General features: G+C 40.7%; 17 protein-coding genes and 1 tRNA gene. All 18 read right to left on the bottom strand.

Annotated features, from left to right (window positions below):
- Window positions 1–103: 103 nt before the first annotated feature.
- A complete protein-coding gene (locus tag BIV16_RS01975; protein WP_173664533.1) occupies window positions 104–892 on the bottom strand; it encodes an ABC transporter ATP-binding protein in 789 nt (262 codons plus the stop codon).
- A 19-nt stretch (window positions 893–911) separates the two neighbouring features.
- The gene (locus tag BIV16_RS01970) at window positions 912–1,715 is read right to left on the bottom strand and encodes an ABC transporter permease (protein ID WP_075679582.1); all 804 of its coding nucleotides are present in this window, start codon (window positions 1,713–1,715) and stop codon (window positions 912–914) included.
- A gap of 50 nt (window positions 1,716–1,765) precedes the next feature.
- The gene (locus tag BIV16_RS01965) at window positions 1,766–2,836 is read right to left on the bottom strand and encodes an ABC transporter substrate-binding protein (protein ID WP_075679583.1); all 1,071 of its coding nucleotides are present in this window, start codon (window positions 2,834–2,836) and stop codon (window positions 1,766–1,768) included.
- 22 nt (window positions 2,837–2,858) lie between these two features.
- Entirely contained in the window at window positions 2,859–3,326 is a 468-nt protein-coding gene (locus BIV16_RS01960) for a pyridoxamine 5'-phosphate oxidase family protein (RefSeq protein WP_075679584.1), read from the bottom strand.
- A gap of 14 nt (window positions 3,327–3,340) precedes the next feature.
- Window positions 3,341–4,588 (bottom strand): radical SAM protein, encoded by a 1,248-nt coding sequence (locus BIV16_RS01955; RefSeq protein ID WP_242940330.1) that lies wholly within the window; start codon window positions 4,586–4,588, stop codon window positions 3,341–3,343.
- Between the two features lie 69 nt (window positions 4,589–4,657).
- Complete coding sequence (gene metK, locus BIV16_RS01950; protein WP_075679585.1) at window positions 4,658–5,839, bottom strand: methionine adenosyltransferase; 1,182 nt, start codon at window positions 5,837–5,839, stop codon at window positions 4,658–4,660.
- A gap of 50 nt (window positions 5,840–5,889) precedes the next feature.
- A tRNA-Cys gene (locus BIV16_RS01945) sits at window positions 5,890–5,959 on the bottom strand.
- Between the two features lie 169 nt (window positions 5,960–6,128).
- The gene (locus BIV16_RS01940; RefSeq protein ID WP_075679586.1) at window positions 6,129–8,432 is read right to left on the bottom strand and encodes a GH1 family beta-glucosidase; all 2,304 of its coding nucleotides are present in this window, start codon (window positions 8,430–8,432) and stop codon (window positions 6,129–6,131) included.
- Between the two features lie 14 nt (window positions 8,433–8,446).
- The gene (locus tag BIV16_RS01935; RefSeq protein WP_075679587.1) at window positions 8,447–9,574 is read right to left on the bottom strand and encodes an SGNH/GDSL hydrolase family protein; all 1,128 of its coding nucleotides are present in this window, start codon (window positions 9,572–9,574) and stop codon (window positions 8,447–8,449) included.
- A gap of 15 nt (window positions 9,575–9,589) precedes the next feature.
- The gene (locus BIV16_RS01930) at window positions 9,590–10,630 is read right to left on the bottom strand and encodes an electron transporter RnfD (protein ID WP_075679588.1); all 1,041 of its coding nucleotides are present in this window, start codon (window positions 10,628–10,630) and stop codon (window positions 9,590–9,592) included.
- A gap of 104 nt (window positions 10,631–10,734) precedes the next feature.
- Window positions 10,735–11,757: a glycoside hydrolase family 130 protein gene (locus BIV16_RS01925; RefSeq protein ID WP_075679589.1), complete on the bottom strand. Its 1,023-nt coding sequence runs from the start codon at window positions 11,755–11,757 to the stop codon at window positions 10,735–10,737.
- A 2-nt stretch (window positions 11,758–11,759) separates the two neighbouring features.
- The gene (locus BIV16_RS01920; RefSeq protein WP_075679590.1) at window positions 11,760–12,941 is read right to left on the bottom strand and encodes a glycoside hydrolase family 130 protein; all 1,182 of its coding nucleotides are present in this window, start codon (window positions 12,939–12,941) and stop codon (window positions 11,760–11,762) included.
- 14 nt (window positions 12,942–12,955) lie between these two features.
- Window positions 12,956–14,185, bottom strand: a complete 1,230-nt coding sequence (locus tag BIV16_RS01915) for an AGE family epimerase/isomerase (RefSeq protein WP_075679591.1) — start codon at window positions 14,183–14,185, stop codon at window positions 12,956–12,958.
- 40 nt (window positions 14,186–14,225) lie between these two features.
- Window positions 14,226–15,092 carry a carbohydrate ABC transporter permease gene (locus BIV16_RS01910; protein ID WP_075679592.1) on the bottom strand — a complete coding sequence of 289 codons (867 nt, stop codon included), beginning with the start codon at window positions 15,090–15,092 and terminating at the stop codon, window positions 14,226–14,228.
- 1 nt (window position 15,093) lies between these two features.
- Window positions 15,094–16,122: a carbohydrate ABC transporter permease gene (locus BIV16_RS01905; protein WP_075679593.1), complete on the bottom strand. Its 1,029-nt coding sequence runs from the start codon at window positions 16,120–16,122 to the stop codon at window positions 15,094–15,096.
- Window positions 16,123–16,191: 69 nt separating this feature from the next.
- Window positions 16,192–17,607 carry an ABC transporter substrate-binding protein gene (locus BIV16_RS01900; protein WP_075679594.1) on the bottom strand — a complete coding sequence of 472 codons (1,416 nt, stop codon included), beginning with the start codon at window positions 17,605–17,607 and terminating at the stop codon, window positions 16,192–16,194.
- A 380-nt stretch (window positions 17,608–17,987) separates the two neighbouring features.
- Window positions 17,988–19,013, bottom strand: a complete 1,026-nt coding sequence (locus tag BIV16_RS01895) for a LacI family DNA-binding transcriptional regulator (RefSeq protein ID WP_075679595.1) — start codon at window positions 19,011–19,013, stop codon at window positions 17,988–17,990.
- Window positions 19,014–19,042: 29 nt separating this feature from the next.
- Window positions 19,043–21,238 carry an alpha-galactosidase gene (locus tag BIV16_RS01890; RefSeq protein WP_075679596.1) on the bottom strand — a complete coding sequence of 732 codons (2,196 nt, stop codon included), beginning with the start codon at window positions 21,236–21,238 and terminating at the stop codon, window positions 19,043–19,045.
- Between the last annotated feature and the right edge of the window lie 15 nt (window positions 21,239–21,253).

The raw sequence follows: 21,253 nt of genomic DNA, 5'->3' as shown, positions 1-21,253 counted from the left end.
TTACTATTTTCAGTATATCCATTGTCAGTGTCATACTCAACATAATTTTCTGTAAACGTTTACAGTCAGTATAAAAATTTTGTTCATCCGGACCAAGCTGGTTCTAAATATAGTATTCTATATCATGCTGTGAATTCTTTTTTTCAAACAATTCCATCATGACCTTACGCCGTATCTGCATAAATGCTTCCCCACTGCGTTCCCGAGGTCTTGGAAGGTTTATCTTAATATCTGCTTTCACAAGTCCTGGCTTTGCAGATAACACAATGATTCTGTCGCTTAGATAAATTGCCTCATCAATATCATGTGTGACCAATAACATGGTCGTTTTCTCCTTTTCCCATATGCGAAGCGTTTCTTCTTGCATATTGATTCTGGTAAAAGCATCTAATGCTCCAAAAGGTTCATCCAGTAACAAGATTTCAGGTTTGGCAGCCAGTGCTCTTGCTATACTCACACGCTGCTGCATTCCCCCAGAAAGCTGGGCGGGCACGGCATTTTCAAATCCTCCTAATCCGACCAGTTCAATATGGGATTTGACCCTTTCTTTCCGTTCCTTTTTGGGCACATTTTTCGGAATGGTAAATTCAATATTCTTTTCCACGGACAACCATGGAAAAAGTCTTGCCTCCTGAAATATCATACTACATTTTTCAGATGGTCCCATTACCGGCTCATTCTCTATCAAAATCTCTCCATCCGTGAGATTCTCCAGGGATGTAATCAATTTCAGCAAGGTGCTTTTTCCACATCCGCTAGAGCCTACAATTGACACAAATTCTCCTTTCTTTATCTCCAGATTAATGTCTCCTAGCACATTTACGATTTCGTTTCCAATCACAAAATCTTTCTTTGCATGTCTGACACTAAGTATTGTTTCATCCTTTTCCATATTCATCATGCCTTTCCGGTTAATTCAAAATCCCACAAAACTTTCTTCTTACCTGATTTTGGAAAAATTGCAGAATTTTATCTATCAGGAACCCTATCACACCGATTACGATTACCAAAACGTACATGTTGGCTGCCTGCGCAAGCGATTTTGCAAACATAATCATATATCCGATTCCACTTGTTGCTCCAATCATCTCGGCAGCCACCACGCTCATCCACGCACCGGCAATTCCTAAACGCAAACCTGTAATAATGCTATACATTGCGGATGGAAGCACAATGCGGAAAATAATGTCTCTTTTGGGCAGCCGATACACATACGCTAATTCCATCAGTTTCCGGTCTACACTCATAACTCCCGCTGTCGTATTTAATAATATTGACCAGACAGCTCCTATCATAATAATCGAAATATTGGTAGCCTCACCTACACCTAATACAATTATGAATATTGGTACCAATGCAATGGTCGGGATAGGCCGTAAAATATTGACCAAGGATGACATCGCTTTCTGAAATGGCAAAAACAATCCCATTAAAAATCCGATTCCAATTCCCAGAAAGCTTGCTATTACAAATCCAATCAAAACACGCTGAAAGCTCACTGCAAGCCCTTCTAGCAGCTTTCCCGATGTAACCAGCCCCAAAAATGTGTTCCATAATGTTGTCGGTGCCGGAACAACATTTCCATTTAATACTCCTTTGGAAACGTTCCACTCCCACAGAATCAAGAGTAAAACAGGTAATATTATGGCAAGTATAAAATTTTTCACTCTCTCTGTTTTTGTATTCGTCTCTTTTTCTTTCTCATAACCTATCATTCAACACACCTCTTAAAGCCCGACTTATGGCAATATTTCTCGAATACTATTTATTTTTTCAGCTGTCTCACATAAGAAAGATCCAGCAAATCATCCGGATTTACATCCGCGCCAATGTATTCAATCCCTTTCATCCAGTCAACCAATTCGAGATATGCATCATAATCGCTTGTATCAAAATCCTTTGCTGATTTGACAGGAAAATTATCTTTCCAGGATGCTTCAACGGTAGCAAGGTCGGTACCTGATACACCTGCATAAAATTCCATATACTCCTGTTGATGTTCCAGTGCATAATCCCAGGTATCATTAATCAGCTGAAGAACACGAACCGTAATCTCTGGATATTGTTCCGCAAATTCCGTTCTTCCTACAACATAATTGTAAATTGGTATCTTATCCTCTGACAGAATATAGCCAGCTCCCTCTTCTTCTATTTGATGTGCTACAACATTTCCAAGTACGCCGGCATCAATATCCCCATTTCTAAGAGAGGTCGCTGTTTCTGATGCTACATTCAGCAAATTTACATCATCCACCGTAAGTCCGGCATTCTCAAGATACTTTGCCACAGCATAATGGGTAACGGTCCCCACATATGTTCCTACATTTTTTCCTTTCAAATCCTCAACTTTTTTCACATTGGAGCCTTCTCTTGCCACAAGAACATACTCATCATCATACAAATAATTAACCGCAATTATTTTGGTGCCAAAACCACTGCTTGCCCCTGATACCGCCGGGATATTTCCCATACTTGAAAAATCAATCTGTTTTGCCGCAAATGCCGTATTCTGGTCAACACCACTTGCCCACTCTGAAAGTTCGACTGTCACATCATAATCCTTTAGGTCGTCAAAATATCCGTCAAGAAGCCCTATTTTATCTGCATAATTGAATATTGCTATCCCATAGACACTCATGTCCGCAAGTCTTACCGTAACCTTCTCTTTTTTCGAATTGCTATCCACGTTTGAAGCTGTCTTATCTTTTTGTTCGCCTGCAGTACTAGCTTCACTTTCATTTGTACTTGTATTCTCCACTTTCTTAGCGCATCCGGTCACAATCCCAGCCAATAAGGTAATGACGAATAATGCACTCAAAAACTTTATCTTTTTCATACGAAATCTCCTCTTCTTTTCTTTATTCCTTTTCCAATAATCTGTCTAAATGTTTCAAAATAGGGTGTTGTTCTTCCTCCTGTGTCTTGCGTTTTTGAAAGGTTTCCTCCGTAATCTGCAACGGTTCAATCAGCCAGACCGTTGACAAATCTCCATCTTCAAATCTTTCCCGGACCTGTTTATATGCCTCCTCGAATTCTTTCCCGGAGATAATTGCTTTGTATGGTATTCCCTTAATCTGGTAACTCACTCCATCCGCATATACATTAATTGCCACCTGTTTGTGAAACCAGATACTATTTACCATATTTTTATTGGTCCCTGAAGTCTCAATCAACTCCCAATATTGGATATATCCATCCTCTCTTGCTCTTATCGAATTTTTAAATGTAACATGAGGATTTCCCTCTTTATCTGTCGTTGCAAGAACTTTTACACTGTTGACATCATTTAAAAGTTCCACTACTTTCTGTTCTAATGCTGCTGCCATTCTTCCACAACCTCCTATACTCTTGATAAATCACTGTCCGGATGATTTCCACATCTTCTGTAATTGTCCATATCCACACTTATGTCATATTTTCTTCGTAATCCATCAAATCCTTTTGCCAAACGGACATAGTATTCTAGGGATGGTGTTTCCTGCTTAAAGAAAATGGAACCTGGTGCCACTGTCCAGACGCAGCCAACAGGTGCTACTCCATGCCGGCAAAGTTCTTCTGCCTCTTCTAAAACTTTTCCCAAAGATTCCTCTTCGGAAATAAAGCCCTTTGGTTTTGCCATCTCGACACCTGCAACAAGACCTGTATTTACATATCCTTTGCCAAAAATATCAACTGCCTGATAAAGTCTGTCTTTCCATTCCTCGTATCCGATTTTGGCTGATTTACCCGGGCAAATCCAGTCAAACAATTCTGCATTTAATACTTCTATATCTGCCGTGTAGCTCATTAACCCTGTTTCATCATGTATTCTTTGCAGTTGTCTTCGGTTAAACGCAGTACCAATCAGCTGACTTGGGAATCTTTTTCCGCCAAAATTTTTTCCGATTCTCTGCAAAATATTGATATACAAATCTACTTCATCATCCAGCAATTCCTTTCCACTTAAGATGGTTCCACCCGTAAGAAAGATACTGGTAAATCGTCCAGGCTGCTTTAAGGCTTCCTTTACCGTCTCTTCTATGTCATCCAGATTGACATACTGTGGCTTATCACTGCTTTTATAAGTAGCAGCGATGGAGCAGTACTTACATCCATGCCCTGGCGTATTCCAAAACTGGCAATACTGATGTGGATTCAAATCGATTCTCTGTGGTCTTGCCCATGCAACATGCCACATTGGTTCACCACTGCTTGTGAATTTCTCATAAAAATCAGGTTTTTCCCAATAGGATACCTCTTCTAATACTTCTCTATTATCTGTCAGAACAATTTTGTCATCTACCACATCTACAACCAACGGATCTCTTTTTCCAAACCCTGCTGCTCCGCCTGTCAGAACGCTTGTTCCATCTCTAAGCAGTAAGGAAAATGGTGTCTTATCATTTTTTTCTCCTGAAAATCCCCTGTGAACCAGCTGATGCACGTTTTCATCAACACGCTCCAAAGCTTTCTGTGTATACGTTACACCCCTTCGTTGTGCATCTGTCTTAATAATCACAAATGGGGAAACTTCTGGATACTTTTCTATTACTTCTTTTATACTCAGTTCTTTTTCTCTCCAATGAATATCTTTTTCTACCTTTACCACGCTTATTTCCTCCGAATCTTTTATCCACTGACCAGTCCATTTCTGATATGTTCTCTTATTACGGTTCCCTTACAGGTATTTCTTAATCTCTTCCACCTTATCAAGATGCTCCCACGGAAGGTCGATATCTGTCCTGCCGAAATGTCCATATGCTGCTGTCTGCTTGTAGATAGGTCTTCTAAGATTTAGTGCATCAATAATGGCTGCCGGCCGAAGATCAAATACTTTTTCAATAATTTCTACGATTTTCTCCTCTGTAATTGTGGCTGTTCCAAAAGTCTCAACTGCAATCGAGACTGGTTTTGCAACTCCAATTGCATACGCAAGTTCAACTTCGAGTCTCTTTGCAACTCCCGCAGCCACTAGGTTCTTTGCAACCCATCTTGCTGCATATGCTGCTGATCTGTCTACCTTTGTCGGGTCCTTTCCTGAAAATGCTCCACCTCCATGGCGTCCCGTTCCACCATAGGTATCAACAATAATTTTTCTTCCCGTAAGTCCAGAATCTCCTTGTGGTCCTCCAATTACAAATCTGCCTGTTGGATTTACATAATATATTGTATCTTCATCTAAAAGTTCCTCTGGAATGACCGGTTTAATCACATAGGTAAGAATATCCTTCCTGATTTGTTCGAGTGTTACTTCCTCTGCATGCTGCGTGGAGATTACAATTGTATGTATACGCTTTACGGTCTTGCCATCTTCCTCAAATTCTACGGTTACCTGTGACTTTCCATCCGGTCTAAGATATGGAAGCGTTCCATCTTTTCTCACCTTTGTGAGCTGCCTTGTAAGTCTGTGTGCAAATGAGATAGCCGGTGGAAGATACTCCGGTGTCTCATCCGTTGCGTATCCAAAAATGATTCCCTGATCTCCTGCACCCGTTCCAAAATCTTCCGTTACTCCATCCTGCTTTGATTCATACGCCTTATCAACACCAAGTGCAATATCCGCTGACTGTTCATCAATGGAAGTAAGTACTGCAATTGAATTTGCATTGTATCCATCCACATTGTTTACATATCCGATTTCCTTAATGGTTTCTCTTGCAATTTTTGCAATATCCACATATGCATTCGTTGTAATTTCTCCAACGACTAATGCAATTCCTGTTGCTACGGTTGTTTCCGCTGCAACCCTTGAATATGGATCCTGTTCAAGCAAGGCATCTAAGATTGCATCTGAAATCTGATCGGCAATCTTATCTGGATGTCCTTCTGTTACTGATTCTGACGTAAATAATTTTCCCATAATCTTTTTCTCCTCTTTCTCCATAATCTATGTTTATTTTCATAAACAAGCAGTACTGGTTGGATTCGAACCAACAACTTCGGCTTTGCAAGCCTATGCCTTTCCAGCGGCTACAGCACTTTGTTTTGTTGTTGCTATCTTATCGGATTCATCTGTCCACATCAATTTGCTTGTTTGAAAACGTTTACAACAGAGGAGCCTTTTGGGGCATATTTACGCCCTTTTTGCACAAAAAAAAGACCGATTTTTTTACAAATCAGTCTTTTTTGTATTCGTTTACAGCCCGTAATTATATGGTTGACGCAATAATCTGCATCTCACCCTGCAACTCTACCGTTCCAAATCCGTTTGGAAGAATAAAATGATCACCTTTTTTCACCGGCTGTCCATTGACAATGCCGTCGCCTTCTGTCACTGTCATATTAAAAAATGGTTTGTCCTGTTCAAAACTCATGCTTCCCGATACTTCCATCTTGTATACATGATAATACTGGCACGCATACAGTTCGTTCAGCTGGTTCACCGGAAGATTTTCTGCGGACTTCACACTGTCTGCAACGGATTTTGCAGGAACGGTGATGACGTCAATACTCTTTTCAATGTGTAATTCTCTTGGTTTTCCATTGGAAAGACGGTCGTAATCATACACACGATAGGTAATATCACTGTTTTGCTGTGTCTCTAAAATCAAGGTTCCGCCTTTGATGGCATGCACGGTTCCAGGATCAATCTGTAAGAAATCTCCTTTTTTGATTGGAACCTCACGGATGAAATCACTCCATCTTCCTTCTTCAATCATCTGGCGGAGTTCTTCTTTGGTCTTCGCGTTGTGTCCGATGACGATTGTTGCATTTTCTTTGCAGTCTAAGATATACCAACATTCCATTTTTCCAAGGGAGCCGTTCTCATGTTCCTTTGCATAGGCATCATTTGGATGCACCTGAATACTCAAATCATCCTTTGCATCAATAATTTTAATCAAAAGCGGGAAACGGTCACTTTCCACATTTCCGAAAATTTCCGGGTGTTTTTCCCACAATTCGGATAATTTCCAGCCTTGATAAGAACAATCTCTTAAGGTTCCATCTCCGTTTGGATGTGCTGAAATTCCCCAGCATTCTCCTAAGTCATTTCCTTCTACCGGATAGCCAAAATCCTCTCTTAATCTTGTGCCTCCCCAGATATTGTGGGTGCAAACCGGATTTAAAAATAAAATTTCTTTTGTCGTCTGATTCATCGATAAGCTTTCTCCATTCGTCTCCATAACTTTCTGGTACCACAACGCAGAATCTTTTACGATACGTCTTTGTGTCTGAAAATCAACATATACAATTCCAAACCGATCCTTATAGCCTTCGGTCCACTCAAAATTATCTAAAAATGTCCACAGGAAATATCCTTTGATATTTGCGCCTTCCTCATACGCCTTTTGCATTGCGCCAATATAAGAATCCAGGAAATTGATGCGATCCGTATCATGCACTCTTCCATCACTTCCTACGGTGTCATGGCAAGCCATTCCATTTTCCGTAATGTAGAGTGGAAGCGGATAGCGCTCTGTCAAAAACTTGATTCCATAGTAAAATGCCCTTGGTGTAATCGGCCAGTTGTTCGCTGTCCTTGGAAATCCAGGTGCACGGTCTACAAATTCCGGTTCGCCGTCTTTTCCTGCTCGCACATAGTAGCCGTTGTAAATATTCTGTCCCATAAAATCGAGTGGCTGGTGAATCAACTCCATATCTTCTTTTGTGATAACCGGAAGATATTCTTTGAATTTTTCCAGCCCTTCTTTTGGATAGTGTCCCAAAAATACAGGGTCTGAAAACCAGGAAATGTTCCAGGTCCAGTTGTCCATCGGATTGTAAAATCCAAAATAAACTTTTTTTGCTGCCCCAATGTCTTCTTTGCTGTCCGTGTACGGATACGCAACTCCACCTGTCGGCGCAAATCCTACCTTGATTTCCTGTTTTGCATATTTTCTAAGATTGATGACTGCCTTGCCATGCGCTTTTAACAGGTTATGCGCAATCTGAAAGGTCTCTGGAACAGACAGCTTTAACCCCGGCGCCTGAGCTCCTCTTAAATGACCAAGTCCAACCACGCACTGTGGTTCATTGATTGTGATAAAATTTTCACAAATATCGGAAAAATTCTCTGCGACAACCTTTGCATATTCGCCAAACCACTCCACCACGTCCTCATTTAACCAGCCGCCTTTTTCCTGCAATGCCTGCGGAAATTCCCAGTGAAACATCGTCAGGTATGGCGTAATTCCATTTTTTTTCATGGTTAAAATCATATCGCGGTACATCGCAATCGCTTTCTCATTTACCGGACCGGTTCCCTCCGGGAGAATTCTTGCCCAGTTTATGGAAAAACGATATGCTTTGATTCCAAGATTTCTCATCAATGCATAGTCACTTTTATAGCGGTGCATGTGGTCGCAGGAGGTTCTGGCATTCTGATTTTCGTAGATATTTCCTTCCTCTACGAATTTATCCCAGACCGTTCTTCCTCTGCCATCCTCTGCATCGGTTCCCTCTACCTGGTATGCGCTGCTCGCCACACCCCACACAAAATCGTCTTGAAACATCCCTTTTCTCCTCCCTATTTTCCAGAAGCAATGACAGATACCAGATAAAATGGCAGCTTGTCACCTTCATGTGTCTCTTTTATCGTAATCTCTACCTTATGAAGCTTTGCCTCACCATGGTCTAACACAGTAGCAAGCTGTAATTTATCGCCCCAGGTTTCCTCAAAATTGGCATCCAGCAATACCGCATGTTCCTTATCTCCATCTAAGACAAGCTCTGCAACCGGCGCCGGTTTTTGAATGGTTTTCCGGTACTGGACACCGATACAGCTTCCTTCTACTTCAAATGTGATGCGATCGCCCTTCTTCGCTGCCGTCCAGCCATTCTTAAAAATATCTGTTATCACCTCTTGCTTCTCTTCATCCTTTAAAAATCCATCGGACACAAAAACATTGCTGTTATTCTGGTAACGAACCGAATCTTCGTATGCATTCTGTGTGATTGGTGCTTTCTTTTCTGCTTCTTTTATAGGATCAGCCACACCGTTCTTCAGGGCAGCTTTCATCTGCTCTAATGCGTAAGTAATAACGGATGCGACAAGTTCATGTCCGGCATCATTTGGATGAAGGTCATCCGGTGTAATCGCCCGGTTTTCAATTCTTCCAGCCAAAAGTTCCGGGTAAATACTGCTTTGCATACTAACCGCAGGAATTCCATACTGGCGTGCCACTTTTGCATGCCACAACTGCGCATTTGCCCCATTGTTGTAATAAACGTTATGTAAAAGCAAAACGGCAGGCTTTGTTTTTGAAAAATAGAGTTTTCGAATCACACCTTCGTATGTCTCAAAATAGTGCTCATTGCTCTCGTCATTGACGGAAAAATCCACAACCACAAAATCAGGCTGGTACTGTAACAAATCCGACTCCGCTCTTGCACATCCAAACTGGGAATCTGTTGCACCAATCCCTGCATTCACATAAGTAAATTCTGCCTGTGGAAAAGTCTTGCACCACCATTCGTAAACATGGTAGGCATAACAGGTCTGTGGTGTGCTTGACAAAGAACCCATTGTGATAGAACCACCGAAAAATCCGATGATTAACTTTTCTCCTGCTTTCGCACGCTCCATTAAGTTCTGCATTCTCGTCCAATCACCGTGATTGGAAATTGCATTGGTATAATCTAATTGATACTGCATGTTTCTCCCCTCTCTTTACCAGATATCCCCGAGTGATTCGATATAGGCGCTTAATTCCTCTGACATTTCTTCTGCCTCTGGAATCCTTATATGTCCCGGTGTACCGCAGCCATTTCTTTTGTAAAGAAAATGATGCACCCTCGGATTGTTTATTTTTTCACAAACTTCTTCAATTGCCTCATCCCAGCTTTTATCGTGACGCAAAATTGTTGTTGTCAAAATCACCTGGCTCTTTGGATAAAGCTGCATCAGTTTTTCAATAAAATCCTGATAACGTTTTCTCCAGTGCTTTGATTTTTCACTGTGATAGTCGATTGCCATCTCATCTGTCGGGTGGTTGTCATTCTGACCGATTGCCACAATCACAACCTGCGGCTGGTACTTCTTGAAATCCCACTGTTTCACAGTTCCAAACGCTGTGTTGTATTCGATTTTGTCATAGCAGGACTCCACTCCAAGGTAATCCGGCGCTAAAAACCAGCCTGTTCCATCCAAAAGAGCAATTCCGCCCTGCGAGGTATCGTGAAGCTCGGCTCCTAACTTTCTTGCTGTCATCCAGGAATAGGAATACCAGCTGTTGGAGTACTCCCCGTCATGCTTTGGATCTTCTTTTCCTACATATTCAACTGCCTCTGACACTTCACCACAGGATACGCTGTCTCCAAACACCTCAATCCTCCGGTTTGGTTTTTCTTCCACCGGGAAAAGTGTGGCACCCTCCCCAACTTCAAAACCATGAAGCGTAAAAATGTGACAGGAATCCATTCTCTTAAAAAGCATCAGTTCATGCTTTTCGTTTTTCATGTTTTCTGCTATCACATAAAGCTTTTCCCCTGGCTCATCACTTAGGGTGATTTTTCCCTGCTCTCCATCCAGAATATAGCCCACATAATTCGTCCAGTATTGTTTTTGATTGGAAATTCTTACCTTTAATGTGCTTCCGGTAAAATTCATCTTGACATAGCTTGCCGCATAGACAAATACCGGTTCCTTTGGATTGTCAAAGTCAATTCGGCCACTGTATTGTAAGTTTTCGTTATCTGAAAATATCTGCATTTTCTTCCCCCTGTTTTTTACATTTTCTAATTGCACAGAGAGGCCGCCAATTGGCAGCCTCCGTGCAGTGAATATTTATAATTAGAAATATGGAAGGACAACAATTAACGTCTGCCAATTTCTGTATCTGTACTATTTACAACGCTGTGATCTTTGATATAATCGATAATCTCATCCAGTTCTGTAAATGCAAGACCAACATAACTATCTGCTGCTCCATAATAGATTGCAATCTTTCCAGTCTTAGAATCATGGATGGTTGCACATGGGAAGCAGACATTTGGTACGAAACCACGTTCCTCATACCACTCTTCTGGTGTTAAAAGGAAGTTTTCACAACGATATTTTACAATCGATGGGTTATCGCGATCTAAGATTGCGCCACCGATAGAATATACATAACCATTACAGGTTCCACTTACGCCGTGGTAGAATAATAACCATCCTTCTGATGTCTCGATTGGTGCAGCTCCACCACCGATTTTTAAGGATTCCCACCACTCGGAACCTTTACCCATTACATGGCGGTGTTTGCCCCAGTAAACCATATCTGGGCTCTCGCTGACGAAGATATCACCAAATGGTGTATGACCACTGTCAGACGGTCTGGATAACAACATGAAGTTTCCGTTGATTTTTCTTGGGAATAAAACGGCATTTCTGTTAAATGGAAGGAATGGATTCTCAATTCTGGTAAATGTCTTGAAATCCGTTGTCTTTGCCATTCCGATTGCTGCGCCGTAAAAATCCTGGCACCAGATGATATAGTAGGTATCTTCAACTTTTACCAGTCTTGGGTCGTAAGCGTAAACCGGCATGAATGGCTTTCCTTCTTCATCGACAAACTGAATTTTATTTTCTTCAAAATCCCAGTGGATAGCGTCTTTACTTCTTCCCATGTAAATGTATGGAATACCATTTGTCTGCTCTCCACGGAATACTCCGATAAATTCTCCTTCATAAGGCATTACCGCACTGTTAAAAATTCTTGCAACCCCTTTTAATGGATTTCTTCCGATAATTGGGTTTTCTGTATATCTCCAGATTGGAGCATCTTTGATTCCTTCTGGACGTTCCTGCCAAGGTACGTTTGGTACCTCAGGGCTTAACATCTGATATTTGCTCATCTCTATTCTCCTTTATGTTCCTTTAATAATTCCAGGTTCTTTGTGATTAAATCACATCTTTGTGCAACGCACTCTACGGATCTTAATGGGTCCTTTGGTGTGTTGAATACATAATCTACTAATTTATCTACGGTTGTAGTTGCAACATGCATTCTGGTGTCAGAAGAAGCATAGTAAATAAATACTTCGTTCTTCTCATTTACGATTGCTCCGTTTGTGAATACAACGTTGCTGACATCACCAACACGCTCTTCTCCTCTTGGTCCAATCAAAAGTCCAGATGGCTCTGCGATTACTTTAGATGGATCTTTTAAGTCTGTTGCAAATGCATAAATTACATAGCGAAGTCCTGCTGCTGTGTTACGAACACCATGTGCAATGTGAATCCAGCCTTTTTCTGTCTTGATTGGAGTTGCTCCGGCACCATTCTTTGCCTCTGTGATGGTGTGATATTTTCGAAGGCTGGTCATTTTCTCTTCATCAATGACTGCATGTGTAATATCATCACATAAGCCAAATCCGATTCCTCCGCCGCTTCCGGTTTCAATGAAATCATCCATTGGTCTTGTGTAGAATGCATATTTTCCATCTACAAATTCTGGATGTAACACAACGTTTCTCTGCTGTGGAGAATTTAAGGTAACTAAATTATCCAGTCTCTCCCAATGTTTTAAATCCTTGGTACGGACAATTCCTGCTGCTGCAACTGCTGCGGACAAGTCGTTCACCGAATGATCCTTGCTTTCTGAGCAGAACACACCATAGATATATCCGTCCTCATGTTTGGTTAAACGCATGTCATAAACATTTGTCTCATCCGGGCAGGTGTCCTCTAATAAAATTGGGTAATCCCAGAAACGGAATCCATCGATTCCATTATCACTTTCTGCAACACCGAAGAAAGACTTTCTGTCGTTTCCTTCGATTCTTGCAACCAAGTAATATTTTCCATTTAATTCAATTGCTCCGGAATTCATAACTGCATTAATTCCTAAGCGTTCCATAAAATATGGATTTGTCTCTTCATTTAAGTCATATCTCCAGGTAAGTGGAATATGCTCTCTTGTCAAAACCGGATATTCATAACGGTCATAAACACCGTTATAGAAATCGCTTTTTTTATTTTTACGATTTAAAAATTGTTCTTGTTGTTCTAACAATTCAAAATATTTCTTATGAATCATAGCTCCTCCTATCTCTAATCCGCACAGCGTTTGATTAGTTCCATGCACATACGTCCATTGTGATATGGACATTTCCAAGGTTCCACAATCGGTCTGCCCTCGATTGGGCTTCCGTCTTTGTTTACTTCCCAGAACCACTCGGAACCATTTCGTTTATCTATGACGTACTCTTTGATAAAGTTCCATTCCTTTACGGCTGCCTCTAAATACTCTTTTTTCGAAGAGTCCTTCTCGTATCCGTTTAAGAATCCGATGACAGTCTCTGCCTGTACCCACCAGACGCGGTTTTCATTCACCACACCGCGGTCACATTCATTTGCAAGGGATCTTCCATCAAATGCAATCTTGTAAATCTGCGCCGTCAAATCTTTGGTAATCGGCGTCATTTTTGCTTCATAGTCACTTCTTCCAAGCACTTCCACACCACGGTCCATCAGCCATGCTGTCTCAATGTCGTGTCCATAGGAATGTAAGTCCAAAATACTGTGATATTCTCTGTCGAAAAAGACTTCCTGTCTGTGAAGCTTTGGATTGTAAACTTTGTCTGCAAAAGTATCCATAATCCACATCAGGCGTTTTTCTACTTTTTCTCTTGCCTCTTTTGCCCATGCATCCGAAAGTGATTTTGTCACTCTGACAAACTCTGTGTATGCCTCGAATACATGAAGTAAAGTATTCATTGTCTTATCTGCAAGAACTCCGTTTTCGGAAAGTTTTTCATTGGATTCCGGTTTGAAATCAATGGTAAATGCCTCTAAATAGCCAATTTCATCCGTACATTTTTCTTCAATCAGGTTGAAAAGTTCATAAGCATGTTCCAATGCTTCTCTGTCACCGGAAGCCTCAAAATAGGAGGATAATGCGTAGATGCAAAATGCCTGATTGTAAGTATGCTTTGTTGTATCTTCCGGTGTTCCGTCATATTTTAATGACCAGAATATTCCACCATTTTCCTTATCCAGACATTTCTCTTTTAAAAACGTATATCCATGTCTTGCCTCATCTAGTAAGCTCTCATCACACATACCGGCATTTTTCAATACCGTGTATGCGTTGGAGAAAAACCATGTAATTCTGCTGTTTAAAATGCAGCCCTTCACAGCCTTTTTATCTAAAACCAGGTCATAAGACAACCAGCCATAATATCCGCCGTACTCGTCATCTCTTAGTCTCTTCCAAAAAGGAATGATGTCCTGCACCAAATGCTCTTTTGCTTCTTTTGCAAGCATTGCTTTTTCGTTCATCACATTTCCTCCTTCTTTGTTCTAATTTATTTCTAATTTCTTAACCTTTTACTGCTCCTGCTGCAATACCACTGTAAATCTGTTTCTGACATAAGATGAATACCAACAATGCCGGAAGCATGGAAATGATAACACCTGCACAAATCAGGTTGTACTGACTTCCCATCGGTCCAACGAAGGTATAAAGGGAAGTTGCGATTGTATGTAAGTTCTTATCCTGTAAATACAGGTTCGCACAGTAATATTCGTTGTAAACACCTACACCTTTTAAAATACAAGATGTTACGATTGCCGGTTTTAATAATGGAAGCATGATTTTCCAATAAATCGTCCAGTAAGATGCTCCATCAATAATCGCTGACTCATCCAGAGAAACCGGAATGTTTTCCATGAACTGGATGAAAATGTAAATCGAAATAACGTCAGTTCCGCACATCATGATGATGTAACCATACAGGTGATTGACAAAGCTAAGTGTTGTCATAATTTTATACACTGTAACCTGCATTGCAACTGCTGGAAGCAAAGATGCAAAAAGGAATAAATTTCGAATCAAACCATTACCGACAAATTTGAATCGGTTTAATACATAAGCAAGCTGTGTTCCGATGACAACGGATACTAACAGTACACTTACCATAACAATGAAAGAGTTTAAGAACGCTCTTCCCATGTTCGCACTTGTGAAAGCTTTCACAAAGTTGTCAAAGTTCAACCAGCTTTCCGGTAATGTCATAACATTGGTCTGCGCATACTCAGTGTCCGTCTTAAATGCTGTAATCACGCAGGAGATAATTGGAACAACTGCACATAATCCAAAGAAAATTAAAGATACATATTTCACAATTGTCCAAACAATCTCGCCAACTGAGTAATGTTTTCTTCTTTTTGTGATAGCCTCACTCATGTTATGCTACCTCCTTTTTCATTTTCTTCGCCTCTTTTTCCGCTTTCAGACGGGCACGTTTTGCCTTGTAGGACTCATCCTCACTGTTCGCATCGCGGAAAATATATTTGAAGAACAACTTCTGTAAAATCGTACATGCAAAAATAATCAATAACAGTACTACCGCCATCGCACTTGCAAGACCAACCTTCTGGCTTGTGTGTGCAATTGTATTCATGATTACAAAGTATGTTCCTGTTCCATTTGCACCATTTGTGATAACGTATGGCTGCTCGAATGCACTTAAGGAACCTGTGATTGATAAAATAACATTTAATGTTACGATTGTTTTGATACTTGGCAGAATAATGTGTTTAAACTGCTGAAATTTATTTGCACCATCCAGTTCAGCCGCTTCGTATAAATCAGCGTCAACAGACATAATCGCTCCGATAAATAAAACCATATTCTGTCCGAAATAACGCCATACGGATGTTGCGACAAGGGACCAGTTATTTACTTTCTGATCCTTTAACCAGTATGGAAGATTGTCAATATTAAAGCCTATCCATTGTAAAATTGTGTCGAATACATATCCTCTTGTATAGAAAAACTTAAAAATAAAACCAATTGCAATACCACTAATCAAATATGGGAAAAACATAAGTCCTTTGAATACGTTTCCACCCTTTACCTTGAAACTTAAGATTGTTGCCAGATAAAGTGCAATTACCAACTGTAAAATTGCTCCGACCATGTAGTAAACGCTTAATTTTAAAGCTCCAAAACAGTCATCTCTTTTGAATACCGAAATGTAATTCTGCCATCCGACAAATTGTCTTTTATCGACTGGGGTTAAATATTTCATTTTATAAAAACTGAATTTCACCATTTCCGCAAACGGAAAATATGTAAATGTGAATAGCAACAGCAGTGGAATTACCATAAATGCTACGCAGATTAAAACCTGCTGCCCTTTTCTGCTCTTTGCCCATCTAACAAAATTAAACGGCTTCTTTTCACTTTTCTTTTTTGCAACCGCTTCTGCCATTGTCACACTTCCTCCATTTCATTTTTCTGCCGCGCCAGTTTCCCGGCACGGCAGAACATCTTTTTTTACTTAATATGTTACATCAATTCCATTCATATCCTGGGCATCTGACCAAGCCTGATTCCACTCGTCCATAATATCGTCGAATGTTTCATCTCCGTTGGCTGCATGCTCAATAATCTGCTGAATCTTTGTGTTACCACTGTTGTTGATGTTTAATTCAGATTCTGCATTCATCTCGTTTAAGTAATCTTCCTCACCTGCTAAAGCTGGTTCATCCTCAAGGAATGTAACACCGTCAAAGGAAAGTTTTGTTCCTGTGCTGGCTGCGTCTACTGGAAGTCCATCCTCGTTGTAAGAGAATCCAGATTCTTTTGTCATCCATTTTACAAATACCATAGCAGCTTCCTGCTCTTCTTTTGAAGCGTTGCAGTTAATACCGTAAGAGTAATCTGCACCAGCGGATGCATACTGTTCACCGTTTACAGTGATTGGGAATGGCATATATCCGATGTCTTCTGCATGATCTCCAGCAGCTTCCATCTGTGGGTAAGCCCAGGAACCAAGTACCATACATCCGATTTCACCGTTGTTTAATTTGGTCTTAGAACCTTCCCAGTCTGTTGTTGTGTAGTCATCTTCAATCAATCCATTTGCAACTGCATCGTAAAGAATCTTGTATACTGCATATGCATGTGTATCATCACCATAATTCTGGAATGGATCTTTTGTATGAACTAATTTCTGGTTCATATATGTAACATCGCCTGTTGCATTGTTTCCAATGTAAGCATCCCATGCACCCATTGTCCATCCTGCTGCGTAGTTGGTGTACATTGGAATTGCATCTGTGTTATCTTTGATTGCCTGTAAAGCAGCGATGAATTCTTCTGGTGTCTTTGGAAGTTCTGTTACACCAGCTTCTTCAAATACTTTCTTGTTGTATACGATACCCTGTGTAGTAGCAGTTGAAGGTACACCGTAAACAAGTCCACCGTATTCCCATGTAGATGCATAGTTGATTTCGTTCTTCATGGTATCGAGGTCTCCATAAGGAATGAAGTACTCGCTCAAATCTGCTTTATCAACTGCAGGAATCATAACGACTGTTTCATAATCGCCAGACTGTAAATGTGTCAATGCATCGTCTGCATAGTTGGTGTCTGTTGAAACCTTTACTGTGATATTTGGGTACATTTCGTTGAATGCCGCAATGTAATCTTTCCAATTCTTTCCGCCGTAATCTTCAGAATCCATATCTGTTCTGTGATTAAAGAAAGTAATTGTGGCAGTAAGATCTGTGTAATCTTCCCCCAAAGTGATATCCGCATAATTTAATGCGCCATCTTCCATTTCTGCCTGAGAACCTGTTTCTGTTCCAGTTGCATTGCCATCCTTGCTGCTTGCATCTTTAGAACCGCAAGCCATCATTCCGACTGCCATAGTAGCTACTAAAGATACCGCTAAAACTTTTTTTGGTTTCATAGTAATTCTTCCTCCCTTTAAGCTTTTATTAAGTTGTTTTTTAGCTTGTTTTTAGCATATACCCTTTTTGCTCCTAAGTCAATTGATTTCTGTCTGTTTTTGTGCTTTTCTACTTTACCTACAATATTCGCACTCTGTTTTTATACAATATTTATAATTAATTTTTCTTTTTTCTTTTTTAGCTTAATTTATTACTTTATTTTAACTTAATTTTTAAACCTATCTTTTTAGCTTATTTAACCATATTATAGTGAGATAGTACTGCTTTATAAAAAAAGAATCCTCGCGGAGTATTTTTTGTGTAATAGGAACGAAATTCCCTATTACATAAGAAAGACCGCAGAAGAATGTCTCTCCTGCGGTCTTTTCTTATTCCTGTTCTATTTTTCCAGTTTGGTTACGCTTTCCCGAATCACCAGATGTCCCTCGACAATGTTGATTCCCTGTCTGTAACTTTCACCGTTTAATTTTTTAATCATCGTATGAATCGCACATCTTGCCATCTCTTTGATGTCTACCTCATAGGTTGTGAGTGCAATATCACAGAGTCCCGGATATAAGTAATTATCATACCCTGCAACCGAGATATCTTCCGGAACCCGGTATCCGTTTTCACGAAGTTTTTTAATCAGATAACTTGCCGTTAAATCCGAGTTGCAGACAAATGCCGTCGGCATATCCTTCGGGAACTTCATATAAAGCTCCGTATCAATCATTCCTGTCTCTAAATCACGGTCTTCTAACAGCCATTCCTCTTTCACATTTTCACCATGCTCTAACATGGATTTCACATAGCCGAAGTAACGGTCCATGATAGATCCCGTTGCCCGGAGTGTTCCTACATAGGCAATCTTGCGATGCCCTTTATCAAACAGGTAGTTCGTAAGGCGGTATGCTCCGTAATAACTGTCCGATATTACAGCGTCTGCCTTTCGGTCTTCCGTACAAAAATCAAGGTATAACAATGGAACGTTTGCTTTTTTGTTCAGCATTTTTAAATAATCATCTGACATTCTTCCTATTACAATCAGACCATCCGCTTTCTGCTCCTGTACCAAAGCCGGAATACCTGCATTCTTCTCGTTCTTCTCATCGACCGATTCCATCAGTGTAAAGCATCCTTTTGCCACTGCTCTGGTCGCTACCTGCTGATACATCTGCCAATAAAAAGAGTCATATTTATCAAGATATCTTCCTGAAATCAAAACTCCGATGTTGTAGCTTTTTCCTTCTTTTTTTGCTGTCTTGGTAGAAGGCTGCTGGTATCCTAATTCTTCTGCAAGATCCTTTATCTTTTTACGCATCTCCTCGCTGACACCTTTTTGCCCGGAGAGCGCCTTTGAAACTGTGACGGTACTGACGGATAATCGTTCCGCAATATCAGCTAACTTCACTGCTTTCGCCATTTTTACACCTCGTATTTATTGCTAAATTCCTAATTTTCTGCCTCTTTTAAGTGGAGCAGTACAGACTGGAAGTCTCCCCACATATTCGGTATCTTCACACCGGCATGCATCAGGGTATCTCCATAGAAACTGCCCTCGATTCCTTCTATCTGATAGCGCACTTTTTCATCCAATCCCTGTAAGCGGATTCTGCGGCTATGGCAATTTGGACGATTCAAAACCTGCACAAATGTAACCAATGCTTCCTTTTTATCTTTGGAGACAACCTCATAGCAGTCATATTCATGATTGCTGGAATAGGATGCAATCCGGTAATAATCGCCTTCCCTTACAAGATCGTTGTATTTGTGGTACATTGCGGTCTGTTTCGGAATCATATTGCGGTCTTCTTCTGGAATCTTGGTAATGTCAAGCTCATAGCCAAACGTTCCTGCTAACGCCACATTTCCTCTTGTCTCAAACGGTGTCACACGTCCTACTGTATGGTTCGGGCAGTCGGAAACATGCGCTCCCATCGTGGAAAGTGGGTAAATAAGCGCGGTACCTTCTTGGATTTTCAATCGCTCGATTGCGTCTGTATCATCGGAGCACCAAATCTGCGGACTATAGTATAACATACCTGGGTCGAATCTTGCACCACCTCCGGAACAATTTTCCAATAAAAGTTCCGGGAATTCTGTAATCAGGCGTTCCTGTAACTCATAAACACCCAAAACATAACGATGCATCAATTCTCCCTGATGATCTGCGTCTAAGAAATTGCTGCCCAAATCTGTCAGCTGACGGTTCATATCCCATTTTACATAAGCGATGTTGGCGCTTCGTAAAACAGATGCAACCGCTTCGTAGACGTAATCCCTTACCTCTTTTCTGGAGAGGTCTAAGACATACTGATTTCTGGAACGGCATGGTGTACGATTTGGCAGCGCAATCGCCCAGTCTGAATGTTTCTGATACAGATTGGAATCCGGCGAAATCATTTCCGGCTCAAACCAGATACCAAAGGCAAGGCCAATCCTATTTACCTCATCCACCAGGTGTTTTAATCCACCTTTTATTTTATTCTCATTCACCTGCCAGTCACCCAGGCTGGTGTTGTCGTCATTTCGGTGGCCAAACCAGCCATCATCCATAACCAGCATCTCAATGCCGCATTTTTTTGCTTCTTTTGCAATCGCAATCAGTTTTTCTGTATCAAAATCGAAATAAGTAGCTTCCCAGTTGTTGATTAAAATTGGACGTTTCTTATTCTTGTAAGGACTGCGAATCATATGATTCCGGTAAAAGTCATGGAGATTTCTTGTCATCGCACCAAGTCCCTGGTCAGAATAAACAAGCACTGCCTCCGGTGCATAAAACGTTTCATTTTCTCCTAATTTCCATGCAAAATCCTGTGGGTGGATTCCCATCATCATGCGCAGGGAATCAAACTGGTTTTTCTCCACCTGGGCTAAGAAATTACCGGAATAGACAAAATGCATTCCGTAAACTCTGCCGCTTTCCTGTGTTGCTCCTTTGGAAACCAATGCAACAAATGGATGTTCCTGGTGGGAGGATTCCCCTCTTGTGGAACCTACTGACTGTTTTCCGTATCCGATTGGTCTTTGCTCTATCTGACGTTCTCTCGCCCAGGAACCATGCAAGGACAGCATCTCATAGTCTTCTGCATCCATGTCAATGGATGCGGACATTACTTTTGTCAATGTAATCTCCTGTTTGGAGCGGTTTGTGACCTTTGTGCTTCGTGTCATCACATCAGAACCTGCATAAATCGTGTATACAAGCGTAACCTCTAAGGAAAGCACCTCATCGTATAACACAATTTCCAGTGAAAGACATTCTCCTTCTTTTGCAAACGCAGCCGGAAGTCCTGGTATCTTTGCTTTTCCTGGAGTTATGTTGTAAGAACGATATAGCGGCATCACAGCAGAATGACCATTTCCGTCTTTTACTGCAATTGCACTCTCTCTGTAATCTCCGACACCATTTCCAGGATATTCCATTGGAAACGTATCCAAAAAAGAACTTCTGTCACGGTTATTTTTAGATGGAACAAACGGATTTTCCTCCGTGCGAAGCAGATAGTTTACATCCATATCTGAAATCTTTGTTCCATAATAAACGTGACCTAAAAATCCTTCTTCATCCGTAACCGCTATCACATAACTTGTGTGTTCGGTATCTATTTTAAAAATCTTTTTTTCATCATCGAATAAAATATTCATGCTTTTTCCCCCAAA

It is taken from the genome of Roseburia sp. 831b (assembly GCF_001940165.2).
Classification (GTDB): domain Bacteria; phylum Bacillota; class Clostridia; order Lachnospirales; family Lachnospiraceae; genus Roseburia.
The sequence above is the reverse complement of the archived record's forward strand: the minus strand, read 5'-3'. Positions and strand labels throughout refer to the sequence as shown.